Here is a 22,308-nt window from a genome sequence, read left to right as displayed (position 1 = left end):
GCCCCTCTCACCGGTACTCCGAGAGCCTGCGGTTGACGCCCACGACGACGGCCGCCGCGCCCAGCACCGCCAGCGCGGCGGCCCCGACCGGCAGCCCGCCCAGCGCGCCGCGCCCGTCCGTCGCCGACCGGGTGAACTCGCCCTGCTCATGGGCGAGCGCCTTCTCCAGCGCCGTGTCCACCTGGTGGAACGACTCGCCCGTGGTGTCCTCCGGGCCGATGATCTGCTTCAGCGCACCGTCGTAGTCGCCGTTGTCGTCGGTCGCGCGGGCCTCGCGGTGACGGGCCTGCCACTCGGTCACACTGGTGATGGCCTGCGCCACCGGCTCTCTCCCCTGGGGGTTGTCGGCGAGCTTCCCGGCCTTCTCCAACTGCGTGCCGAGCGCCTTCATGCCTGTGGTGTAGTCGGTCTCGTACTTGTCCGCGGTGCCGTCCTCGGTCAGTACGGCACCACGGGCGACCAGGGTGAGGTTCTCATTGGCGCGCGCCTTCAGGGAGCTGATCCGCGCGTTGTTGAGGACATCGAGTGACTCCTGCCCGTGAACCATCGCGGCACGCAGCTCGGTCCGTGCCACCGTGTGCCCCACCGCCGTCCACAGCAGCAGCACGGTCGCGGCGGCCGTGGCCGCCAGCAGGCCGTGGTTGAAGACCCGGTTGGTACGACGGTAGTTGCGCCGCTGGAGCCACACCAGCGCGGCCAGCACCACGACCCCGGCCACCAGGGAGAGATACGGGAACTGCCGGGCGTCGGCGGAGTCACGGCCGAGCCGCCCCGTCTCCGCCACGTACAGCCGCTCGGCGGCCGGCAGCAGTTCGTCGCTCATCTTCTGGTTCGCGTACCGGAGATAGGCCCCGCCCAGCGGCAGGCCCTGCCGGTTGTTGGCGCGGGCCCGCTCGATCAGACCGGTGTACACCGGCAGCGTTTCGTTCAGCGTGGCGATCTCGTGCCGGGACCTGGTCGTGGCGTCCGTGCCCGCCGCGGCCTTCACCAGCAGCCGCGAGGCGTCCCTGATGTCCCGCTCGTACTGCTCGTGCACGTTCCTCGGCTCCTGGGCCCCCGCCAGGAACCCGCTCGCCGCCATCGTGTCCGCGTCGGCGAGCGAGCGGTAGATGGCCGCCGCGTCCGCGCTCAGCGGCTGACTGCGGCTGACCACGTCGTCGGCGGCGGAGGCCCGGCCCGAGATCTCCATGGCCGTCACCGCCCCGAACGTCACGACCAGCAGCGCCAGTACGGCTCCGATGATCTGCAGCCGGCCGGGTTCGGTCGTCGCCGCGGCCCGCAGCCGCTCCGTCTGCCCGGTCCAGGCACCACGGCGCCGCGCGGGTACGGAAGGCTGAGCAGGCGCGAAAGGCTGAGCGGGCACGGAAGGCTGAGCGGGCACGGACGGCTGAGCCGGTGCCCGCTCCGCCCGCGAGCCCCCCATCGGCGGGTGTGTCACTCGACCTCCCCCTCGGTCACTGACGGTGGCCCGGCCCCCCGGCCGGTCGGGGAACTGGTACCCGGCCAGAAGTATGGCCGCAGGGAACGGAGTCCACATGACGAACGCCTGGATCCTGCATCGGTCCCCGCATTCGATCAGGGCGAGCGCAGCCGATCAAGACGATCACCGTAACAAGCCCCGAACATCCCCGCGAGCGACGCGGAGCGTCCCCGCGCGCACCGATCTCCCCACCAGGAACACGTCCCTGACCACTGATCGGTTCCCTCGGAGCAGTGGGGGCGTCCCCCGGCGCGAACGCTGGGAGACGCCCCCACGGAGTGCTCAGTGTGTCAGGTGTACTGGGCGCGCAGCCTCCGGTGCACCTCGGGCGCCGCACCCACATGGTCGAGACCCAGCAGCGCGGCCCCCAGGACCGGCGGCTGCGACACCACCCGGACCACCGCCTTCGGGGCGCGGGCCGCGAGGAGCCGGGCGATCCCGTCGTCCAGCTGGGGGTGGCGTGCGGCCAGCACACTGCCGCCCAGGACGACCGGCGCCTCCTCGTCCAGCAGACCGAGACGGCCCAGCGCGACCGAGGCCATCGCGACCACCTCCTCCGCCAGCCGGTTCACCACGGAGCCCGCCACCGGGTCACCGGCCGCGCTCGTGGCGAACAGCACCGGGGTGAGCTCATGGCGCCGCTCGTACGGGACCCGCCCCCGGTGCAGCGCCTCGATCAGCGCGTACATCGTGTCGAGCCCGAAGTGGCCGGGCAGTGTACGGACCAGCTCCGTGGGCTCACCGCGGCCGTCCTCGGCCCGCGCGGCGAACCACATGGCCTCCTCGGCGATCCCCGCGCCGCCGCCCCAGTCACCGGAGATCCGGCCTATCGCGGGGAAGCGGGCGGTGCGTCCGTCCGGCACCATGCCGACACAGTTGATCCCGGCACCGCAGACGACGGCCACGCCCCTGGGCTCGTCCACCCCGGCCCGCAGTATCGCGAAGGTGTCGTTGCGCACCTCCACGGTGCCGGCCCAGCCGCGGGCGAGCAGAGCCTCGGTCAGCTCCGCCTCCTCGACCGGCAGATCGGCGTTGGCCAGGCACGCGGAGACATGCCCGATGTTCCCGACACTCCCGCCGGCCGCCGCGACCGCCCGGTCCAGAATCCCGGACAGCACGTCGAGCGCGGCGGACACCCCGACGGCGGGCGGCTGGAAGCCACCGCCGCGGGCCGTGCCCAGCACGCTCCCGTCCTCGCCGATCAGTGCCACATCGGTCTTGCTGTTTCCCGCGTCGATGGCGACGACCGAGACATTCACGCCCACGCGAGGTGCTCCCGGTTGTGGGCGATCAGCCGGTCGGTGAGGCCCTCGGCGTACTCGTACTGCCCGACCAGCGGGTGCGAGAGCAGCGCCTTGAAGACCCGGTCCCGGCCGCCGCGCAGCGCCGCCTCCAGGGCGAGGTCCTCGTACGCCGTGACGTTGGCGATGAGACCGGCGTACAGCGGGTCCAGCGACGGGACGGCCAGCGGGGTGGCGCCGGTGCCGTCGATCCGGGCCTGCACCTCGATCACCGCGTCGTCCGCGAGGAACGGCAGTGTCCCGTTGTTGTACGTGTTGACGACCTGCACCGCGGAACCGGTGCCGCCGAGCAGCGAGGCCGCCAGGTCCACGGCCGCCTCCGAGTAGAAGGCGCCGCCGCGCTTGCCGAGCAGCGTGGGCTTCTCGTCGAGCGCCGGGTCCCCGTACATCTCCAGGAGTTCCTTCTCCATCGCCGCGACCTCGGCGGCCCGGGACGGCTTGGTGCCGAGCTCCCGGACGACCTCGTCGTGCGAGTAGAAGTACCGCAGGTAGTACGAGGGGACGACGCCGAGCCGGTCCACGATCGCGCGCGGCATCCGCAGGTCGTCCGCGATGGTGTCGCCGTGCTCCGCGAGCAGCTTCGGCAGGACGTTCTCGCCCTCGGAGCCGCCCAGGCGCACCCCGAGCTCCCAGGTCAGGTGGTTCAGCCCGACGTGGTCCAGGTGGACCTCGCCCGGGGTGACGTCGAGCAGCCGGGCGAACTTGCGCTGGAAGCCGATGGCCACGTTGCACAGGCCGACGGCCTTGTGGCCGGCCTGGAGGAGCGCCCGGGTGACGATGCCGACCGGGTTGGTGAAGTCGATGATCCAGGCGTTCGGGTTGGAGCGGCGGACCCGCTCGGCGATGTCGAGGACGACCGGCACCGTGCGCAGCGCCTTGGCGAGGCCGCCGGCCCCGGTGGTCTCCTGGCCGACGCAGCCGCACTCCAGCGGCCAGGTCTCGTCCTTGTTGCGCGCGGCCTGTCCGCCGACGCGCAGCTGGAGCAGGACCGCGTCGGCGTCGGCGACGCCCGCGTCCAGGTCGGAGGTCGTGGTGATCTTCCCCGGGTGGCCCTGCTTGGCGAAGATCCGCCGGGCGAGTCCGCCGATCAGTTCCAGCCGGTCGGCCGCCGGGTCGATGAGCACGAGCTCCTCGACCGGCAGGGTGTCGCGCAGCCGTGCGAAGCCGTCGATCAGTTCGGGGGTGTAGGTGGACCCGCCACCAACTACTGCGAGCTTCATGGTCAGCCCTTTACTCCGGTCAGTGTGACGCCTTCGACGAATGCCTTCTGGGCGAAGAAGAAGACGGCGATCACAGGGGCCATGACCAGTACGGTCGCGGCCATGGTCAGATTCCAGTCGGTGTGGTGCGCGCCCTTGAAGGACTCCAGGCCGTAACTGAGCGTCCAGGCGGCCGGGTTCTCCGAGGCGTAGATCTGCGGGCCGAAGTAGTCGTTCCAGGCGGCGAAGAACTGGAACAGCGCGATCGCCGCGATGCCGGGCTTGGCCATCGGCAGAACGACCCTGATCAGCGTGCGGAATTCGCCGCAGCCGTCGACCTTGGCCGCATCGAGGTACTCGTTGGGGATGGTCAGGAGGAACTGCCGCAGCAGGAAGATGGAGAACGCGTCGCCGAAGGCCATCGGGATGATCAGCGGCCAGAGCGTGCCGGACAGGTCCAGCTGCTTCGCCCAGAACAGGTACATCGGGATGATGACGACCTGCGGCGGCAGCATCATCATCGAGATGACGAGCATCAGCGACAGCTTGCGGCCGCGGAAGCGGAACTTGGCGAGCGCGTACGCCACGGGTACGGACGACACCACCGTCAGCACGGTGCCGACCCCCGCGTACAGCAGGGTGTTGCGCCACCAGGTCAGGAAGCCCGGGGTGTTGAAGACCCGCTTGTAGTTGTCCCACTCCCAGGTGTTCGGGGTGAGGTCGCGGGTCAGCGCCTGCTGGTCGCTCATCAGCGAGGTCAGCACGACGAAGACGAACGGCAGCACGAAGAAGAGCGCGGCGGCGATGCCCAGCGAGTGCACGGCGATCCAGTGCAGCAGCGCCTTGCGGCGTGCCACCCGCTCGGCGGGCGTCGGCTCGTCGGCCACCGGGGCCGCGGGCTTGTCGAGGAGTTGGGTCATGACTCAGTCACCGGCCTGGAGAAGGTTGTTGCGGCCCCGCATCAGCAGCGCGGTGAAGGTCATGGCCAGGGCGAACAGGACGAGGGCCACGACACAGGCGGAGCCGTAGTCGAAGCGCTGGAAGCCGAGGTTGTAGACGAGCTGCGGAAGCGTCAGTGTCGACTTGTCGGGATAGCCCGGCTCGAAGGACTGGCCGGAGCCGCCGATGATGCCGGAGGCGACCTTCCCGGCGACCAGGGGCTGTGTGTAGTACTGCATGGCCTGGATCACTCCGGTGACCACGGCGAACATCACGATCGGCGAGATGTTCGGCAGTGTCACGAAGCGGAACTTCTGCCAGGGCGAGGCACCGTCGAGCTCGGCGGCCTCGTACTGCTCGGTCGGCACGTCGAGCAGGGCGGCCATGAAGATGACCATCAGATCGCCGATGCCCCAGACCGCGAGCATGGTGAGCGCCGGCTTGGACCAGGAGGCGTCGTTGAACCACCCGGGCGTCGGCAGCCCCAGGTCCCCGAGGATCGAGTTGACCGGCCCCGTCCCCGGGTTGAGCAGGAAGACGAAGGCCAGCGTCGCGGCGACCGGCGGTGCGAGGTAGGGCAGGTAGAACAGGGTGCGGAAGACTCCCGTGCCCGTCTTGATCTTGGTGATCAGCAGGCCGACGCCGAGGCCGAAGACGACCCGGCAGGTGACCATGACGAGCACCAGCCAGAGCGTGTTGCGCAGCGACGGCCAGAACATGGGGTAGTCCTCGAAGACATACGTCCAGTTCGTGAGGCCGTTGAAGACCGGCGCGCCGAAACCGTCGTACTCCATGAAGGAGAAGTAGACGGTCGAGACCATCGGGTACGCGAAGAAGACGGTGAACCCGATCAGCCACGGCGACATGAAGGCCGCTGTCCGAAGGGCCGACCTGCGGCGCTTGGCGCGGAGCGTGTGCGTCGTCATCGTGCTGTTACTTGGCCTTGGCGATGTCGGTGTCGATCTGCTCGGCGGTCTTCTCCAGACCGGCCGTCAGATCCTTCACCGAGCCCTTCTCGTACTGGTAGCCGAAGTCCTGGATGGTCTGCTGGTACGTCGAGCCGTTGATGGCCCCGTCCGGGGTGTTGGACCCGGGGTGCTGGGCGATGTCCAGGAAGGTCTTGAAGCGCGGGTCGAACTTCAGGTCGGGGGAGTTCAGCGCGGCGAAGGTGGAGGGCACGTTGCGGATGCCGTTGGCGAAGTCGACGACGGCCTTCGTGTCGCTGGTCATGAACTCGACCAGCTCCCAGGCCGCGTTCTGCTTCTTGCTGGCCGGGGCGATGCCCATGATCGTGCCGGAGAGGAAGCCCTTGCCGTAGCTGTCGGCCTCGTCGTCGGCGACGGGCATCGGCGCGACACCGATCTCGAACGGCACCTTGGCGTCCAAGGCCATGCCCAGACGCCACTCGCCGTCCAGCTGCATGGCGACCTGGCCGGTGTGGAACGGGTGCTTGGAGCCCCACTCGTCACCGAAAGTGCCGCGGTACTTCTCCAGCTTCTGGTAGCCGCCGAGGTCGGCGACCAGCTTCTTCTGGTACGTGAACATCTCCGCGAACGCCGGGTCCTTGGCGACGTTGGACGTGCCGTTCTCGTCGAAGTACTTGTGGTCCCACGAGGACATGTAGTGGTCGGCGACCGTCTCGTAACCGTGGAAGTTCGGCATGAAGCCGAGCTGCTGGTAGCTGTCGCCCTTCTCGACGGTCAGCTTCTTCGCGACGCTCGCCAGCTCCGACATCGTCTGCGGCGGCGCGGTGATCCCGGCCTTCTCGAAGGCGTCCTTGTTGTAGTACAGCCCGTACGCGTCGGCGAGCAGCGGCAGGGCGCAGCGCTTGCCCTCGAACTGCGTGTAGTCCAGCAGGACCTTCGGGAAGGTCTTCTCCAGGTCGAGCTTCGACTTCTCGATGAAGGGCTTCAGATCGGCGAAGGCGCCGGACGAGCAGAACTTGCCGACATTGGCCGTGGTGAAGGACGACACCACGTCGGGCCCCTTCGAACCGCCCGCGCGCAGCGACTGGTTGAGCTTGTCGTCATTGATGTTGCCGACGACGTTGACCTTGATGTTCGGGTGGGCCTTCTCGAACCGGTCGACGTTGTCCTGGACCGCCTTGACCTCGGCGGGCGCGCTCCAGCCGTGCCAGAAGTTGATCGTGGTCTTCGCGTTCGGGTCGTCGTTCGCGGCGGACCCGGACTGGCCGGTACACGCGGAGGCGAGAACCGAGATCGCCGCGACGGCGACAGCGGTGGTGGTCAGACGGCTGGTGCGCATGACGGAACTCCCAGGGACAGGGAAAGGGGCAGGGGATGGAAGCGGGGGACAAGCGGTACGACGGGTGAGGCGGTGTGCGGGACTCAGCGAGAGGTGTCGAACACTTCGTCGCGGGTGTCGGCGAGGGCCCTTTCCAGGGCACCGCGCAGGACCGGATGCCGGTCGATCTCGCCGAGGACGAGACGGGGCCGGGACGCCGCGAGCTCGGCGAGCTCGGACTGGATCAGGGACCGCAGGAGCTCACCGCCCGAGGAGACCAGCTCACCGGAGAGCACGATCAGCCCGGGGTCGAGGACGGCGGTGACGGAGGCGAGACCGGTGGCGAGCCGCTGGGCGTACTGGCGCAGCAGCTCCGTCAGCGGCCCGTCCTGCTCGTACGCGGCGACGGCCCGCACGAGCAGGGCCGCGGCGACCTCGGAGTAGGGCTGCTGCGGGGTGTCGATGCCGAGCGACCTCGCGAGCCGGGGCAGCGCCTGGGCGCCCGCCAGCTCCTGGAAGCCACCGCTGTTGGCCTTGACGACCTGGCGTACGAGCGGAGTGCCCGGCACCGGCAGGAAACCGACCTCACCCGCACCGCCGGTGAAGCCGCGGTGCAGCCGGCCGTTGATGACCAGGGCGGCGCCGAGGCCCTCCTGGTTCCACAGCAGGACGAAGTCCTCGTCGCCGCGGGCCGCGCCGAGCCGCTGCTCGGCCACGGCCACCAGATTCACATCGTTCTCGTACTCCACCGGCATCGGCAGGAACGCGGCCAGCTCGTCCAGCAGGGTGGTGGAGTGCCAGCCGGGCAGGTGCGAGGCGTAGCGCAGCCGTCCGGTCCCGGGGTCGAAGGCCCCCGGCGTCCCGATGACGACCCGGTGCACATCGGCGCGGGTCAGCCCGGCGTCCTTGACCGCGCCGTCCAGCGCGTCGGCGACCTGCCGCACCACGCCGACGGCGCGCCGGCCGGGGGTGCGCAGCTCGAACTCGCCGACGGTCTCACCGGTCACATCGGCGACCGCGGCGACGATCCGCTGGGTGCTCACATCGAGCCCGGCCACATGGGCGGCCCGCGCGTTCACCGTGTACAGCTGCGCGTTGGGCCCGGGGCGCCCCTCGCTGGTGCCGGTGGCCACGACCAGTCCGGCCGCCTCCAGCCGCGCCAGCAGCTGGGAGGCGGTGGGCTTGGACAGACCGGTCAGCTTCCCGATCTTCGTCCGGGAGAGCGGGCCGTGCTCCAGCAGCAGGTCGAGGGCGGCCCGGTCGTTCATCGCGCGCAGGACGCGTGGCGTACCCGGTGTGGTCCCCGCCATGATCGATGCACCCGCCCTCTGTTAGGAAACTTTCCTATTCGGTGAGAGGACGGTATGGCGCAGGTCACCGCACCGTCAATGGTTCACACCCCTGTGGCAACCAAAGCGTTACCTGAAGGGTGGCCGTACCCGCCCTACGCCGGAGGGGCGCCCCGCGAACAGTCGCGGAGCGCCCCTCACCGTTCACCCGGACGGGTGCTACTTCGTGATGTTCGGCGGTGTGATCGGTGTCGCGGCCATCGACTGCGGCGAGGTGGAGGAGGCGTACGCCGACGGGGCGGCCATTCCGGCCGTCGGGTCCGGGGCCGGAGCGCCGTCCGCCTGGACGGGCAGGGTCCCGACCATCCGGATGCCGGCCTCGTCCAGGGACCGCTTGATCCGCCAGCGCAGCTCGCGCTCCACGCCCAGCGCCTTGCCCGGCATCGTCTTCGCGGTGACCCGGACCGTCATGGAGTCCAGCAGGACGGCGTCCAGCCCCAGCACCTCCACCGGGCCCCACAGCCGCTCCGACCAGGGGTCCTCCTTCGCCATGGTCCCGGCGGCGGCGGTGATCGCCGCGCGGACCTCCTCCAGGTCCTCGGTGGGACGCACCGTCACATCCACACCGGCCGTGGACCAGCCCTGGCTGAGGTTGCCGATCCGCTTGACCTCGCCGTTGCGGACGTACCAGATCTCGCCGTTGTCGCCGCGCAGCTTGGTGACCCGCAGACCCACCTCGATGACCTCACCGGAGGCGACGCCCGCGTCGATGGTGTCCCCGACGCCGTACTGGTCCTCCAGGATCATGAAGACCCCGGAGAGGAAGTCGGTGACGAGATTGCGGGCGCCGAAGCCCAGCGCCACCCCGGCCACACCGGCCGAGGCCAGCAGCGGCGCCAGATTGATCTGGAACGCGCCGAGGATCATCAGGGCGGCCGTGCCCAGGATCAGGAACGAGGTCACCGAGCGCAGCACCGAGCCGATCGCCTCGGAGCGCTGGCGTCTGCGCTCGGCGTTGACCAGCAGGCCGCCCAGCGCGGTGCCCTCCACCGCCTGGGCGCTGCGGTTCATCCGTTCTATGAGGTTGGTCAGGGCACGGCGGATCACATAGCGCAGCACGATCGCGATGGCCGCGATGAGCACGATGCGCAGACCGGTGTTCAGCCAGGTGGACCAGTTCTCCTCGACCCAGCCCGCGGCGTTGCCGGCCTGCTCGGCGGCTTCGTCCAGCGAGCCGCCCGGCCCGGGTGACGGAGCTGCGGCCAAGAGGGCTGACAGGGACACGGTGAGGACCTCCAAGGGGTACGACGGCTGAGAGCCTGGTCAACCACACTAACGAAGCCGGTGCGGCGGATCGTTGCCGTGTTCGCGGGAGAGAGACACGTCTCACCCGCGCATACCCGTTCTGTGGCCGATCGCACAATGCCGCTCCCCACTCCGGTGAAGCCGCTGTTCCGGTGGGCCGCGGCGGTGCGTCCGGGCGGGTGGTGAGGAAAATCCTCCCGGCCCGTTACCCGTACGTGGTGGCGCTCCGACCAGGCCGGAGGAGAGACTGAGACCGGATCGTCCCGGCGCGAGCCACGCGCCGCCGGCGTACAAGGAGGCATCCACCGTGCCGCACGTCCTGGTTCTCAACGCGTCGTACGAGCCGCTCGGCGTCGTACCGCTCCGCCGCGCGCTCGTCCTCGTGCTCGAAAACAAGGCGATCTGCCTGGAGGAGTCCGGCTCCCTCCTGCGCAGCGCGACCCGTGCCGTACCCGCGCCCAGCGTCGTCCGCCTCAAGCGGTTCGTACGGGTCCCCTACCGGGGGCCCGTACCGCTGACACGCCGGGCGCTGTTCGCCAGGGACGGCGGACGCTGTATGTACTGCGGCGCCGCCGCGACCAGCGTCGACCATGTCATTCCGCGCAGCCGGGGCGGACAGCACGCCTGGGACAACGTGGTGGCGGCCTGCCGCCGCTGCAACCACGTCAAGGCGGACCGGCATCTGCCCGAGCTCGGCTGGCGGCTGCGCCATGAGCCCGCCCCGCCGACCGGCCTGGCCTGGCGGATCATCGGGACCGGACACCGGGACCCGCGCTGGCTGCCGTATCTGCAACCGTTCGGCGCGGACGACGCGATGGCCCGGATCGACGGCGTTTCCGCCTGAGACCCGGGCCTTCGCCGTGCTGGACGCGCTCGGTACGGGGCGCGCCTCAGGGGCTGTCCGGAGCGACGGCGTACGCCTCCACCGACCAGAGCGAGTAGCCGTACTCGGTGGCCCGGCCGTCGCCCTGCACCCTGATGAACCGGGTGTCCTTGGCGTCCATCCGGACCGACTCGCGCCCGCCCCTGCCCTCCCGCACGGTGGCCGCCGTACGCCAGCTGCGGCCGTCCGCGGAGACCTGTATGCGGTAGCGGGAGGCGTGCGCGTCCTGCCAGCGCAGCACGACCTGGCCCAGCCGTACGGGCTCCGCCAGCTCGGTCTGCCACCAGGCGCCGTCCTCGACCGGTGAGGACCACCGGGTGGCGGGGTCCCCGTCGGAGGCCGCCGAGGCGGGGAAGTCCGGGGTCTCGTCGCCGGACGAGGACGCCGTGGCCGTACGGGCCAGATCGGGCCCCGCCGTCCGCGGGTAGGCCCGCACCGTCAGGGTGCTCTCCTCGCCGCCGAAGGTGAACGGCACCGCGTACTCGCCGGCCGGGGTGTCCGCCGGGACCGTGATGTCCACGGGGACCTCGGTCCGGGAGCCGCGCGGCACCGTCGTCCGCTTCGGGACCCGCACCTCGATGCCCTTGGGGGCCTTCGCGGTGAGCGCGCCGTGCACCTCCTCGGGCCGCTGTCCGGCCAGCCGGGCCGCCACGCGCTGCGGGCCGCCGCCGATCTCCGCGTCCGTCTCGCCGCGTGCGAGTTCGAGCTTGGCCGCCGGTTCGTCACCGAACCACGGGATCAGGTTCCGCACCTTCAGGGCGTCCGGGTCCACGCGCGGGGCGGCGGGCAGGGCCGGGCTCATGAAGGCCGGGGGAGCGTTCCGGGCGGCCCGGGGCACGGTGACGCGCACCGCGTCCGCCCGCAGCCCCTTCGCCGCCGTCTGGGTCCAGCCGGCCGCCGAGAGCCTGCCCAGGGGGCGCCAGCCCTCGCCCGGTACATGGGCCTCCAGGACGGCGTCGGTGAATCCGCCGCCCGGCTCCGTCATCGTGGTCACGGCCTCGACGGGACGGGCCCGGTTCAGCCGGACGGTGTAGCTGTGCGCGTCCCTGGTGACCGTCCCGGCCGTGCGGTCGGCACCGTTCCAGCCGTCGGCGGCCTTGCGGGCCCGGTCCAGGAAGGGGCCCAGCACACCCTTGCCGACGGTCGCGCCGCTCGCCGCGATCCTCTCGCGCAGGGGCTCCAGGGCGAGCTGCGCCCGCCAGGCGGCCGCCCCGTCCCCGCGCGCCTGCGCCTGGAGCAGATCGACGGCCAGTTCGCCCGCCTCGCCGTACCGGGCCAGCTGCTCGGTCCACGGCCGCACTTCCTCGTCCAGCCGTCCGTCCGCCGGGGCCTTCAGCCGCTCGGGGGCCTCCCGCATCACGGAGAAGGCCGCCCGCAGCTCGCGCGCCGCCTCGTCGCGCACCGTCACGTCCGCCGCACGGGACTTCCAGAACGCGGCGAGCAGCGGCCGGAGATAGGCGGACTCGTCGCCGCCGAGCACGGAGGCCGCGCTGTTGCCCGCGAGGGCCCGCAGCGCGTCCCGGGTCCGGGCGTCCCCGCCCGCCAGGTCGTCGATCGCCGCATGCCACGACTCCTGCGGCCGGTACCCCTTCGGGTTCCAGGCGAAGTCGGCGGCGGTGAACAGCGGGATGCGGGAGGCGGACGCCTGCTCCATCGCGTTGGCGAGCAGCGCGGCCGAACCGCTCGCCACCGCCGGTTCCCGGCCGGTGTACGGGCCCAGGAAGATCCGGTCCTGCGCGTAGTCGTTGACCGGGTAGTTGTCCATGGTGACCAGCGGGTGCCGGAACGCGGCACGGGCCCCGGCCAGTTCCCGCCCGGTGATGGTCCTCGGCACGACCCCGACGCCGGTCCACGCCACCTGCACCCGGTCGTCCAGCTCTGCGGCGAGCGCCGTGCGGTAGTCGGTGGCGCCGTCCTGGTAGAACTCCGTCGGCAGCACCGACAGCGGAGCCGAGCCCGGGTGACGGTCCGCCAGGTGCTGGGCCAGCGCGCCGGCCACCCGGGCCTGCGCCCTGGCCGCCGCCCGGGGGCCGCTGCCGAAGGTCTCCGCGTCCTGGTCGCAGTGCCACTCGCTGTAGCTGACGTCCTGGAACTGCAGCTGGAAGACCCGTACGCCCAGCGCCCACATGGCGTCGGCCTTCCGGGCCAGTGCCCTGATGTCACTGTCCGACGACATGCACATCGCCTGGCCGGGGGAGACCGCCCAGCCGAGCGTCACATGCTCGGCGCGGGCCTTCTGGGCCAGCGCCCTGAACTCGGCGCGCCCCTCGGCCGGGTACGGGTCGCGCCAGCGGGCCAGCCGGTAGGGGTCGTCGCCCGCCGCGTACAGGTAGCGGTTCTGCTTCGTCCGCCCCATGAACCCGATCTGCGCGAGCCGCTCCTCACGTGTCCACGGCTGTCCGTAGAAGCCCTCGGCCATGCCGCGTACGGCGGTGCCCGGCCAGTCGCGCACCACGACCCCGGCCACCGATCCGTCCCGCACCAGCTGACGCAGCGTCTGGACACCGTGGAAGAGGCCGTCCTCGCCGATGCCGTCCAGCGCGACGGTGGAGCGCCCCGCGACCTGGCCGACGGCGATCCGGTAGCCGCCCGGGGGCAGGTCGGCGCGCTCCGGCGCGCGCAGGGACCGCAGCGCGTCCAGGGCGCCCGCGCCGCCGATCCGGAAGACCGGGCCACGGCCGGGCAGGGCCTCGTGCAGGGTCCGTACCCCTGCCTGGCGCAGCACGCCGCGCAGCGCGTCCACGGCGTACGGATCGGCGTCCGCGCCCACGACGACGGTGGCCTCGGTGCCGAGCGGCACGGCCTGCCCGGCGGGCTTGATGCTCTGCGGCCGGGGCCAGACGGACGGCAGCCGCGCGCTGTCGGCGCGGTCGGGCGAGGTGGCGGCCCGCTGACCGGGTACGACGGGGGCGGCCGTCGCGGCCGGGGCGACGGCGCCGAGGAGTCCGCCGATCACGGCGACGGCGACAGCCGTCGCGTGCCTTCTGCGCCCGAACTGCACGTCGCTCTCCCCTCGTCCCACCGGTGGGCTCCGAGCCCACCACCCGGGACCGAGGGTGTCAATGTGCGTGGCTGTTCTGTCGGATATGACCGGAGTGTTGACGGGTGCGGTTCCTGATGACCTGTAGGCCTGGCTCCGACCGGCCGAAAACGCCGCATAGTCGCCGTACGGGGGAACGGAATGTGACCTACGGCACGTCGGGCTCGTTGTCATAACGCCTACGTCTCGTCCACGTCTGCTCCCGCTGGGGCTGGGTAGGCCTGCTGTGTCCTGTTCTCCACGGCCAGGAGGCCACCATGCCCGCCGCCGCGCAGCTTCTGCTCTCCGCCCTCTCCAAACAGGTCCCCGGACACGTCCCCGGACAGGTGGCCGGCCCGCCCGGCTCCGCTCCGCTCACCAGTGAACCGCCCCTGGCGGAGGTGGCTCCGCTGATCAGCGGGCCGCCGCTCGCCGATGTCCCCCGGCCGATCGGTGAATCCTCGTTCGCCGACGCCGCACCCCTGACCAGCGAGCCCCCGCTCGCCGACGCCACCCCGCTCACGAGCGAGCCACCGCTCGCCGCCGTCGCCCCTCTGACCAGCGAGCCGACCGCACCCGGCACCGCAGGGGGCATGGAGTTCCCTGGAGTCTGAATGGGCTTGTCCCGGCTCGCCGCACTGCACGGCGTCGCCACCTCCTGCTCCCCGTCCCCGGATGTCACGGTGTCCGTCCCCGACGGCACGGTCACGGCCGTGCTCGCCGCGCTGGGCGTGGACGCCGGCACCCCCGAGGACGTACGGAGATCGCTGACGGCGGCCGAATCGGCGGCGGCCTCCCGGCTGCTCCCGCCGACGGTGGTGATCTGGTCCGGCGAACCGCTGCCGCCCGCCCTCACCGAGCTGCCGCCCGGAACGATGCTGACCGTCGACCCGGAGCCCGAGCCCGGCCGGGACGACGGCCCCGCGCCGCGGCCCCTGCTGATGCGGGTGTCACGGGGGGCGGTCCGGGCCACGGACCGCCCGGACCGCCCGCCCGCCGCGGACGGGGCGGAAGCCCCACCCGTCGCGGACCGCCCGCCCGGACCGCCCGCCCCGGACCGGGCCGAGGGGCTGCCCGCGCCCTCCTGGTGGACCGACCCGCCGCTCGGCGTCCACCGCCTCACCGTCCACACGGCCGGCCTCGCCCGGGCCACCACCACGCTCGTCGTCGCCCCGCCCCGCGCCCCGCAGCCGCCCGCCCGCACCCATGGCTTCCTGGTCCAGCTCTACTCCCTGCTCTCCGCGCGCTCCTGGGGCATGGGCGACCTCGGCGACCTCGCCGACCTCGCCGCCTGGTCCGGGCGGACCCTCGGCACCGGCTTCGTCCAGGTCAACCCGCTCCACGCGGCCGTACCGGGCAGACCCTCCGACCCGTCCCCCTACCGCCCCTCCTCGCGCCGCTTCCCCGACCCCGTCCATCTGCGCGTCGAGTCGATCCCCGAATACGGGCTCGTCCAGGGCCGGACCACCCTGGACGACCTCCGCCAGGACGCCGCCTCCCTGCGCGAGGCCGTGCTGAACAAGGGCGCGCTGATCGACCGGGACGCCGTCCGTGAGCTCAAGCGGCAGGCCCTGGAGCTCATCCACGAGGTGCCGCTGACCCCCGGCCGGCGGGCCGCCTACTGCGACTTCCTGGCCGAGCACGGACAGGCCCTGGAGGACCACGCCCTGTGGTGCGCCCTCGCCGAGGTGCACGGCCCCGACTGGCACACCTGGCCCGCCGCGCTGCGCGACCCCCGCTCGCGGGAGACCGCCCACGCCCGCACCGGGCTGCTGGACCGGGTCGACTTCCACAGCAGGCTCGCCTGGCTGACCGCCACTCAGCTCGCCGACGCCCAGCGCGCCGCCGAGGACGCCGGGATGGGCATCGGGATCGTCCACGACCTGGCCGTCGGGGTGCACCCCCGGGGCGCCGACGCCTGGGCCCAGCAGGACGTCTTCGCCCGCGGGATGTCCGTCGGCGCGCCCCCCGACGCCTTCACCGCGCACGGCCAGGACTGGGGGCTGCCCCCGTGGCGCCCCGACGTCCTCGCCGCCACCGGATACGCCGCCTACCGCGGCCTGCTGCGCGGGCTGCTCCGCCACGCGGGCGCCCTGCGCATCGACCATGTGATGGGCCTCTTCCGGCTCTGGTGGGTCCCCGAGGGCCGCCCGCCCACCGAGGGCACCTATGTCGCCCAGGACGCCGAGGCGATGCTCGCCGTCCTCGTCCTGGAGGCGCACCGGGCCGGGACCGTCGTCGTGGGGGAGGACCTGGGCACCGTCGAACCCGGCGTGCGCGAGGCACTCGCCCGGCGGGGCGTGCTCGGCACCTCCGTGCTCTGGTTCGAGCGCGACTGGAACGGCACGGGCCGGCCGCTCCCGCCGGAGAGCTGGCGCCGGGACTGCCTGGCCACGGCCACCACCCACGACCTGCCGTCCACCGCGGCCCGGCTGACCGGCGACCATGTGACACTGCGCCACCGGCTCGGCCTGCTCACCCGTCCCCTGGAGCAGGAGCTGACCGAGGACGCCACCGGCACCGCCGAGTGGCTGGCACACCTCGCCCGGCTCCGGCTGCTCCCCGAGGGCGAGGGGCAGGAGGAGGCCGCCGTCCGGGCCGTCCACCGCTTCCTGCTGAGCACCCCGGCCCGCATGGTCGGCGTCTGGCTGCCCGACACGGTCGGCGACCGCCGTCCGCAGAATCTCCCCGGCACCTGGGACCAGTACCCCAACTGGCGGCTGCCCGTGGCCGATGCCGAAGGACACCCCGTCACCCTGGAGGAGCTGGCCCACTCGGCCCGACTGCACGGCCTGATGGACGTTCTGAGGCCCCGAAAGGGTCATACGGCACCCCCGGGCGCGCGTCGCTCCTAGGCGTTCGCTACGTTTGCACCGTGGACAAGAAGAACGCTATGCGCGCCGGCGCCGTCGCGGCCGGTACGACGCTGATGATGCTGCTCATGTCGTCCCCGGCGCTCGCGCTCACCCGCGATGACGGCGACGACCCGGGCCCCGGCCTGAGCGCGATGGAGACCATCGGCCTCTATGTCGTGGCGCCCATCGCCCTGTTCGTGGTGATCACGGGCCTGGTCATGGTGCTGGACAGGTCCAAGAAGCAGGCCTGAGCACTGCCGCAATCCCTGACGGGTGCGCCGCCGGTACGAGCTACCGAGCGGCGCTTCCGTGTGTCCGGGCACCGGGGCCGGCGGGCGTACCCGCCCGGTAGGTTGCGCCCATGACCCAGTGGGACGTCAAGAAGCTCCGCATCCTGCGCACCCTGCGCGACCGGGGCACGGTGACCGCGACCGCCGAGGCACTGCTGATGACCCCGTCCGCGGTCTCCCAGCAGCTCAGCAATCTGGCCGGACAGCTCGGTGTGCCGCTCCTGGAGGCCCGGGGGCGACGGGTCCGCCTCACCGACGCCGCCCACCTCGTCCTCCGCCACGCCGAGGCGGTCTTCGCCGAACTGGAGCGCGCCGACGCCGCACTGGCCGGCTATCTGCGCGGCGAGGCGGGCGAGGTCAGGGTCGGCGCGTTCTCCACCGCCGTACCCGCCCTCGTCGTACCGGCCGTCCGGCTCCTGCGCGCCGAGGACCGCCCGGCGCCGGACGTACGGGTCCGGGAGGCCGAGGCGGCGCAGGCGTACGAGCTGCTCACCTCCGGCGACGTGGACCTGGCCCTCTCCCTCGCCGCGCACGCCCCGACGGAGCGCGATCCCCGGTTCACCCTGCTGCCCCTGCTGGCCGACCCCCTGGACGTGGCCCTCCCGGCGGACCACCGGCTGGCCCGCGCTCCCGCCCTCCGGCTGGCGGACCTGGCCGGTGACCCATGGATCTTCGGCGGCTCGGGCCCCTGGTCGCAGATCACGACGGCGGCGTGCGAGGCCGCCGGGTTCGTGCCCGAGCAGGCGCACAGCGCCGCGGGCTGGACGGCGATCCTCTCCCTGGTCGAGGCGGGCATGGGCATCGCCCTGATTCCCCGGATGGCCTCGCGGGAGCGCCGGGAGGGCGTGGTGCTGCGGGTCCTGGAGGCGGACCGGCCCCGGCGGCATGTGGTGGCGGCGGTCCGGCAGGGGGCGGAACAGGGCCCGGCCGTGGCGCGGGTGCTGGAGGCCCTCGTCACAGCCGCCCGATCGTTCAGCTGAGCTGAACACGATGTGCGAAAACTTTCGATGGACCTGATGGATTCGGCGTAGGACAGTCGGCCCATGACCTTCGACGCGAGCGGGACCACATTCCAGGACACCGACCCCCATGCCCGTGACGCGGCTCCCTACGGCGGTGGCGACCCGTACGCCGACTACCGCACGGCCGGCGACCTCTCCTTCACCGACCTCGTCGACCTCGCCGACCGCCGCCTCGGCGCGGGCGTGATCGCCGCCAACGACGAGTTCTTCGCCGAGCGCGAGAACCTCCTGGTCCGCGAGCCGGCCGTCTTCGACCCCGAGCGATTCGGGCACAAGGGCAAGATCATGGACGGCTGGGAGACCCGCCGCCGGCGCGGTGCCGACGCGGCCCACCCCTTCCCCGCCCCCGGGGAGCACGACTGGGCCATCGTCCGGCTCGGCGCCCCCGGCATCATCCGCGGCATCGTCGTGGACACCGCCCACTTCCGCGGCAACTACCCCCAGCGCGTATCGGTCCAGGCCACCGCGGTCGAGGGCGCGCCCGGCCCCGCCGAGCTGCTGGGCGACGACGTGAAGTGGGACGAGATCGTCCCGCCGGCCCCCGTACGCGGCCACGCCGCCAACGCCTTCGAGATCACCGGCGGCCGCCGCTACACCCATATCCGCCTCTGCCAGCACCCCGACGGAGGCATCGCCCGCCTCCGGGTGCACGGCGAGGTGATCCCCGACCCGGCCTGGCTCGCCGCACTCGGCACCGTCGACCTGATCTCGGTCCTGAACGGCGGTACGTACGAGGACGCCTCCGACCGCTTCTACTCCTCGCCCACCCAGATCATCCTGCCCGGCACCTCCCGCAAGATGGACGACGGCTGGGAGAACCGCCGTCGCCGGGTCCGCGACTCGAACGACTGGGTCCGCTTCCGGCTGCCCGCCCAGGGCGCGGTCCGCGCGGTCGAGATCGACACCGCCTGCCTCAAGGGCAACGCGGCCGGCTGGATCGCCCTCCAGGGCCGCAACGGGGAGACGGGCGAATGGTTCGAGATCATCCCCCGCACCGCGCTCCAGCCGGACACCCCGCACCGCTTCGTGCCGCGCGCCCGGGCCGTGGTCACCCATGTCCGCCTCGACACCTTCCCCGACGGCGGAGTGGCCCGGATGCGTCTGCACGGCACGTTCACGGAGACGGGTGCGGCCGAACTGGCCCGCCGCTACGAGGAGTCGGGCGCCTGAGGGGCTACGGGGAGCCGGGCGTCCGAGGGCTTTCGGAGGACGGACTAGTCTGCCGTCGGTCCCGTTACTTCGCTCCCGTGGGGATGGCAGATGGCAGAGCTCGTACTGTGCACCGGGCTGGATCCGGACGATCCGGATTCCGTGACGCTCGTGGTGACCGCGGCCGAGGGGAGGACCCCGGGCGAGGACGCCGTCGCCCGGCTCGGTATGTACGGATACGAAGGCGACGGCTGCCTCCACTTCGTGCAGACGGACGGCTGGGCCGAGCGCCGGCTGGACGGTGAGCTGCTGACCGTGGACATCGTCGCGTACCCCGCCGTACTGAAGGGGCTGGAGGCCGACGCGGACCGGTTCCCCGAACGGGCGGCGGCCGATCCGGAGGCGCTGCGGCTGCTGCGGGTGAGCGCCCGGGTCAGTCCCGCCACCTACGCACGGGCCACGGACATCACCGCCGTACTGACGGCATCCGCCGGGACGCCGGCCGAGGAGGTCGTGGCGGAGGCCCGGTCGGGCGAGAGCCGGCCGCTGATCCTGGCACCGCGGCCCGAGTAGCCCGGGAACGGCCCGGATCACCGGGAAAGCGGCCCGAGCGGCCCGAGCGGCCCGAAACCGAAGGGGCGCCCCCCTCAGGGAGGCGCCCCTCACGTGTGCGGCGGTGCGGCGATTACGCGGTCGCCGCCTCCGCGTCCGCGGCCTGGGCCTTCAGCGCGCGCTCCACGCCCGACCGGGACTCCGACATCAGCCGGCGCAGGGCCGCGCTCGGCTCCGCCGAGGCCAGCCAGGCATCGGTGGCGTCCAGGGTGGCCTGCGAGACCTGGAGGGCCGGGTAGAGGCCCACCGCGATCTGCTGGGCCATCTCGTGGCTGCGCGAGTCCCAGACGTCCTTCACCGAGGCGAAGAACTTCTCCGTGTACGGCGCCAGCAGCTCGCGCTGGTCGGTCTGGACGAAGCCGCCGATCACCGCCTCCTGGAGGGAGTTCGGAAGCCGGTCGGACTCGACGACCGAGGCCCACGCCGCGGCCTTCGCCTCCGCCGAGGGCTGCGCGGCACGGGCGGTCGCGGCGTGGCGCTCGCCCGCCGCCGTCCGGTCGCGCTCGTACTCGGCGGCGATCTCCTCCTCGTCCAGCAGGCCGGTCGCGGCCAGCCGCTGCACGAACGCCCAGCGCAGCTCGGTGTCGATCGCCAGCCCCTCGATGGTCTCCGAGCCGTTCAGCAGGGCCTGGAGCAGGTCCAGCTGCTGCGGGTTGCGGGCGGTCGCCGCGAAGGCGCGGGCCCACGCCAGCTGGTGGTCGCTGCCCGGCCGCGCGGCCCGCAGGTGGGCCAGCGTGGCGTCCGTCCACTGGATCAGGACGGCCTCACGGGACTCCGGCGCCGCGTACAGGTCCAGAGCCATCTTCACCTGCCGGTGCAGCGACTGGACGACGCCGATGTCCGACTCCTTGCCGATGCCGGACAGGACGAGGGAGAGGTAGTCCCGCGTCGCCAGCTCGCCGTCCCGGGTCATGTCCCAGGCGGAGGCCCAGCACAGGGCGCGCGGCAGCGACTCGGTGAAGTCGCCGAGGTGCGCGGTGACGACCCGCAGCGACTCCTCGTCGAGCCGGACCTTCGCGTACGAGAGGTCGTCGTCGTTGAGCAGGACGACGGCCGGGCGGGCCGTGTCCGCCGGGAACGGGACGGCGGTGCGCTCGCCGTCGACGTCCAGCTCGATCCGCTTCGTCCGGACCAGCCTGCCGTCCGCGTCGAGGTCGTAGCAGCCGATCGCGATGCGGTGCGGGCGCAGCGTCGGCTCGCCCTTCGCGCCGGCGGGCAGGGCGGGAGCCTCCTGGAGGACCGCGAAGGACGTGACGTGACCGTTCTCGTCCGTCTCGATCTCCGGGCGCAGGATGTTGATCCCCGCCGTCTCCAGCCAGGCCTTCGACCAGGTCTTCAGGTCACGGCCGGAGGTCTCCTCCAGCGCGCCCAGCAGGTCCGACAGGCGCGTGTTGCCGAAGGCGTGCGCCTTGAAGTAGGCCTGCACGCCCTTGAAGAACTCGTCCATGCCGACGTACGCCACGAGCTGCTTCAGGACCGAGGCGCCCTTCGCGTACGTGATCCCGTCGAAGTTGACGAGGACGTCGTCGAGGTCGTTGATCTCCGCCATGATCGGGTGCGTGGAGGGCAGCTGGTCCTGCCGGTACGCCCAGGTCTTCATGGAGTTGGCGAACGTGGTCCAGGAGTGCGGCCACTTCGAGCCCTCGGCGTACGCCTGGCAGGCGATCGAGGTGTACGTGGCGAACGACTCGTTCAGCCACAGGTCGTTCCACCACTCCATGGTGACGAGGTCGCCGAACCACATGTGGGCCAGCTCGTGCAGGATGGTCTCGGCCCGCACCTCGTACGCGGCGTCCGTCACCTTCGAGCGGAACACGTACTGGTCGCGGATCGTGACCGCGCCCGCGTTCTCCATCGCGCCCGCGTTGAACTCCGGGACGAAGAGCTGGTCGTACTTGGCGAAGGGGTACGCGTAGTCGAACTTCTCCTGGAACCAGTCGAAGCCCTGCCGCGTGACGGCGAAGATCTCGTCCGCGTCGAGGTACTCGGCGAGCGAGGGACGGCAGTAGATGCCGAGCGGGACGGACTGGCCGTCCTTCTCGTAGCTGCTGTGCACCGAGTGGTACGGGCCGGCGATCAGGGCCGTGATGTACGTCGAGATGCGCGGCGTCGGGTCGAAGGACCAGACGTTGTCCTTCGGCTCGGGCGTCGCCGAGTTCGAGATGACGGTCCAGCCCTCCGGCGCCTTCACGGTGAACCGGAAGGTCGCCTTCAGGTCGGGCTGCTCGAAGCTCGCGAACACGCGGCGCGCGTCGGGCACCTCGAACTGCGTGTACAGGTAAGCCTGCTCGTCGACCGGGTCGACGAAGCGGTGCAGACCCTCACCGGTGTTGGTGTACGCGCAGTCCGCTACGACCTTCAGCTCGTTGGCGCCCGCCAGCAGGTGCGGCAGCGCGATCCGTGAGTCCCGGAAGACGGCGGCGACGTCGAGCGACTTCCCGTTCAGCTCGACGTCGTGCACCGCCGGGGCGACCAGGTCGATGAAGGACTCGGCACCGGATTCGGCGGAGTCGAAGCGCACGGTGGTGACGGACCTGTAGGTACCGCCCTCCTGCGCTCCGGAGAGGTCGAGATCGATCTCGTACGCGTCCACGGTCAGCAGGCGCGCCCGCTCCTGTGCCTCTTCGCGGGTCAGATTCGTGCCAGGCACGCGGTCATCTCCTTGGTATGCGACGTTTCCGGCCATCCTTCCACGCGGCACGCACCCCGCGCGATGTCCGT

The 22,308-nt window shown here is 72.0% G+C and carries 17 protein-coding genes; 7 read left to right on the top strand and 10 right to left on the bottom strand.

What is annotated here, in order from left to right; translation table 11 throughout:
• Positions 1–7: 7 nt before the first annotated feature.
• The 8 genes from OHA98_RS32185 to OHA98_RS32150 all read right to left on the bottom strand — a co-directional run bounded on the left by OHA98_RS32185 (position 8) and on the right by OHA98_RS32150 (position 9,736).
• Positions 8–1,438, bottom strand: coding sequence for a hypothetical protein (locus OHA98_RS32185; RefSeq protein ID WP_266930744.1), 1,431 nt, complete (start codon positions 1,436–1,438; stop codon positions 8–10).
• Between the two features lie 332 nt (positions 1,439–1,770).
• A complete protein-coding gene (locus OHA98_RS32180) occupies positions 1,771–2,745 on the bottom strand; it encodes an N-acetylglucosamine kinase (RefSeq protein ID WP_266930742.1) in 975 nt (324 codons plus the stop codon).
• A complete protein-coding gene (locus OHA98_RS32175; RefSeq protein ID WP_266930740.1) occupies positions 2,736–4,001 on the bottom strand; it encodes a 6-phospho-beta-glucosidase in 1,266 nt (421 codons plus the stop codon). The genes OHA98_RS32180 and OHA98_RS32175 overlap by 10 nt, the downstream gene beginning before the upstream one ends.
• Before the next feature lie 2 nt (positions 4,002–4,003).
• Positions 4,004–4,900: a carbohydrate ABC transporter permease gene (locus tag OHA98_RS32170; RefSeq protein ID WP_266930738.1), complete on the bottom strand. Its 897-nt coding sequence runs from the start codon at positions 4,898–4,900 to the stop codon at positions 4,004–4,006.
• 3 nt (positions 4,901–4,903) lie between these two features.
• Positions 4,904–5,845: a carbohydrate ABC transporter permease gene (locus OHA98_RS32165; RefSeq protein WP_266930736.1), complete on the bottom strand. Its 942-nt coding sequence runs from the start codon at positions 5,843–5,845 to the stop codon at positions 4,904–4,906.
• Between the two features lie 7 nt (positions 5,846–5,852).
• Positions 5,853–7,184, bottom strand: a complete 1,332-nt coding sequence (locus OHA98_RS32160; RefSeq protein WP_266930734.1) for an ABC transporter substrate-binding protein — start codon at positions 7,182–7,184, stop codon at positions 5,853–5,855.
• Positions 7,185–7,267: 83 nt separating this feature from the next.
• Positions 7,268–8,473: an ROK family transcriptional regulator gene (locus OHA98_RS32155; protein WP_266930733.1), complete on the bottom strand. Its 1,206-nt coding sequence runs from the start codon at positions 8,471–8,473 to the stop codon at positions 7,268–7,270.
• Positions 8,474–8,671: 198 nt separating this feature from the next.
• Complete coding sequence (locus OHA98_RS32150) at positions 8,672–9,736, bottom strand: mechanosensitive ion channel family protein (protein WP_266930732.1); 1,065 nt, start codon at positions 9,734–9,736, stop codon at positions 8,672–8,674.
• Between the two features lie 328 nt (positions 9,737–10,064).
• Here OHA98_RS32150 and OHA98_RS32145 point away from each other — a divergent pair, with 328 nt between their 5' ends.
• Complete coding sequence (locus OHA98_RS32145) at positions 10,065–10,601, top strand: HNH endonuclease (RefSeq protein ID WP_266930731.1); 537 nt, start codon at positions 10,065–10,067, stop codon at positions 10,599–10,601.
• 46 nt (positions 10,602–10,647) lie between these two features.
• Here OHA98_RS32145 and OHA98_RS32140 read toward each other — a convergent pair whose 3' ends face one another.
• Entirely contained in the window at positions 10,648–13,641 is a 2,994-nt protein-coding gene (locus OHA98_RS32140) for a beta-N-acetylglucosaminidase domain-containing protein (protein ID WP_266930729.1), read from the bottom strand.
• A gap of 296 nt (positions 13,642–13,937) precedes the next feature.
• Between OHA98_RS32140 and OHA98_RS32135 the strand changes: the two genes are divergently transcribed.
• From OHA98_RS32135 to OHA98_RS32110, 6 genes are all read left to right on the top strand, one after another.
• On the top strand, positions 13,938–14,273 hold the full coding sequence (locus OHA98_RS32135) for a hypothetical protein (RefSeq protein ID WP_266930727.1): 336 nt from the start codon (positions 13,938–13,940) through the stop codon (positions 14,271–14,273).
• On the top strand, positions 14,274–16,514 hold the full coding sequence (gene malQ, locus OHA98_RS32130; RefSeq protein ID WP_266930725.1) for a 4-alpha-glucanotransferase: 2,241 nt from the start codon (positions 14,274–14,276) through the stop codon (positions 16,512–16,514). It abuts the gene before it with no gap.
• A 20-nt stretch (positions 16,515–16,534) separates the two neighbouring features.
• The gene (locus tag OHA98_RS32125) at positions 16,535–16,765 is read left to right on the top strand and encodes a hypothetical protein (RefSeq protein WP_266930723.1); all 231 of its coding nucleotides are present in this window, start codon (positions 16,535–16,537) and stop codon (positions 16,763–16,765) included.
• Between the two features lie 110 nt (positions 16,766–16,875).
• Positions 16,876–17,784, top strand: coding sequence for a LysR substrate-binding domain-containing protein (locus OHA98_RS32120; RefSeq protein ID WP_266930721.1), 909 nt, complete (start codon positions 16,876–16,878; stop codon positions 17,782–17,784).
• A 63-nt stretch (positions 17,785–17,847) separates the two neighbouring features.
• Positions 17,848–18,996 (top strand): allantoicase, encoded by a 1,149-nt coding sequence (gene alc / locus OHA98_RS32115; RefSeq protein ID WP_266930720.1) that lies wholly within the window; start codon positions 17,848–17,850, stop codon positions 18,994–18,996.
• Positions 18,997–19,086: 90 nt separating this feature from the next.
• Positions 19,087–19,548 (top strand): hypothetical protein, encoded by a 462-nt coding sequence (locus OHA98_RS32110; protein ID WP_266930718.1) that lies wholly within the window; start codon positions 19,087–19,089, stop codon positions 19,546–19,548.
• Positions 19,549–19,660: 112 nt separating this feature from the next.
• On the opposite strand, the gene pepN is transcribed toward OHA98_RS32110, so the two are convergent.
• Positions 19,661–22,237 (bottom strand): aminopeptidase N, encoded by a 2,577-nt coding sequence (gene pepN / locus OHA98_RS32105; RefSeq protein WP_266930717.1) that lies wholly within the window; start codon positions 22,235–22,237, stop codon positions 19,661–19,663.
• Positions 22,238–22,308: the final 71 nt, after the last annotated feature.

This window comes from Streptomyces sp. NBC_00654 (assembly GCF_026341775.1).
Classification (GTDB): Bacteria; Actinomycetota; Actinomycetes; order Streptomycetales; family Streptomycetaceae; genus Streptomyces.
This window is presented reverse-complemented; position numbering and strand designations above follow the sequence as displayed.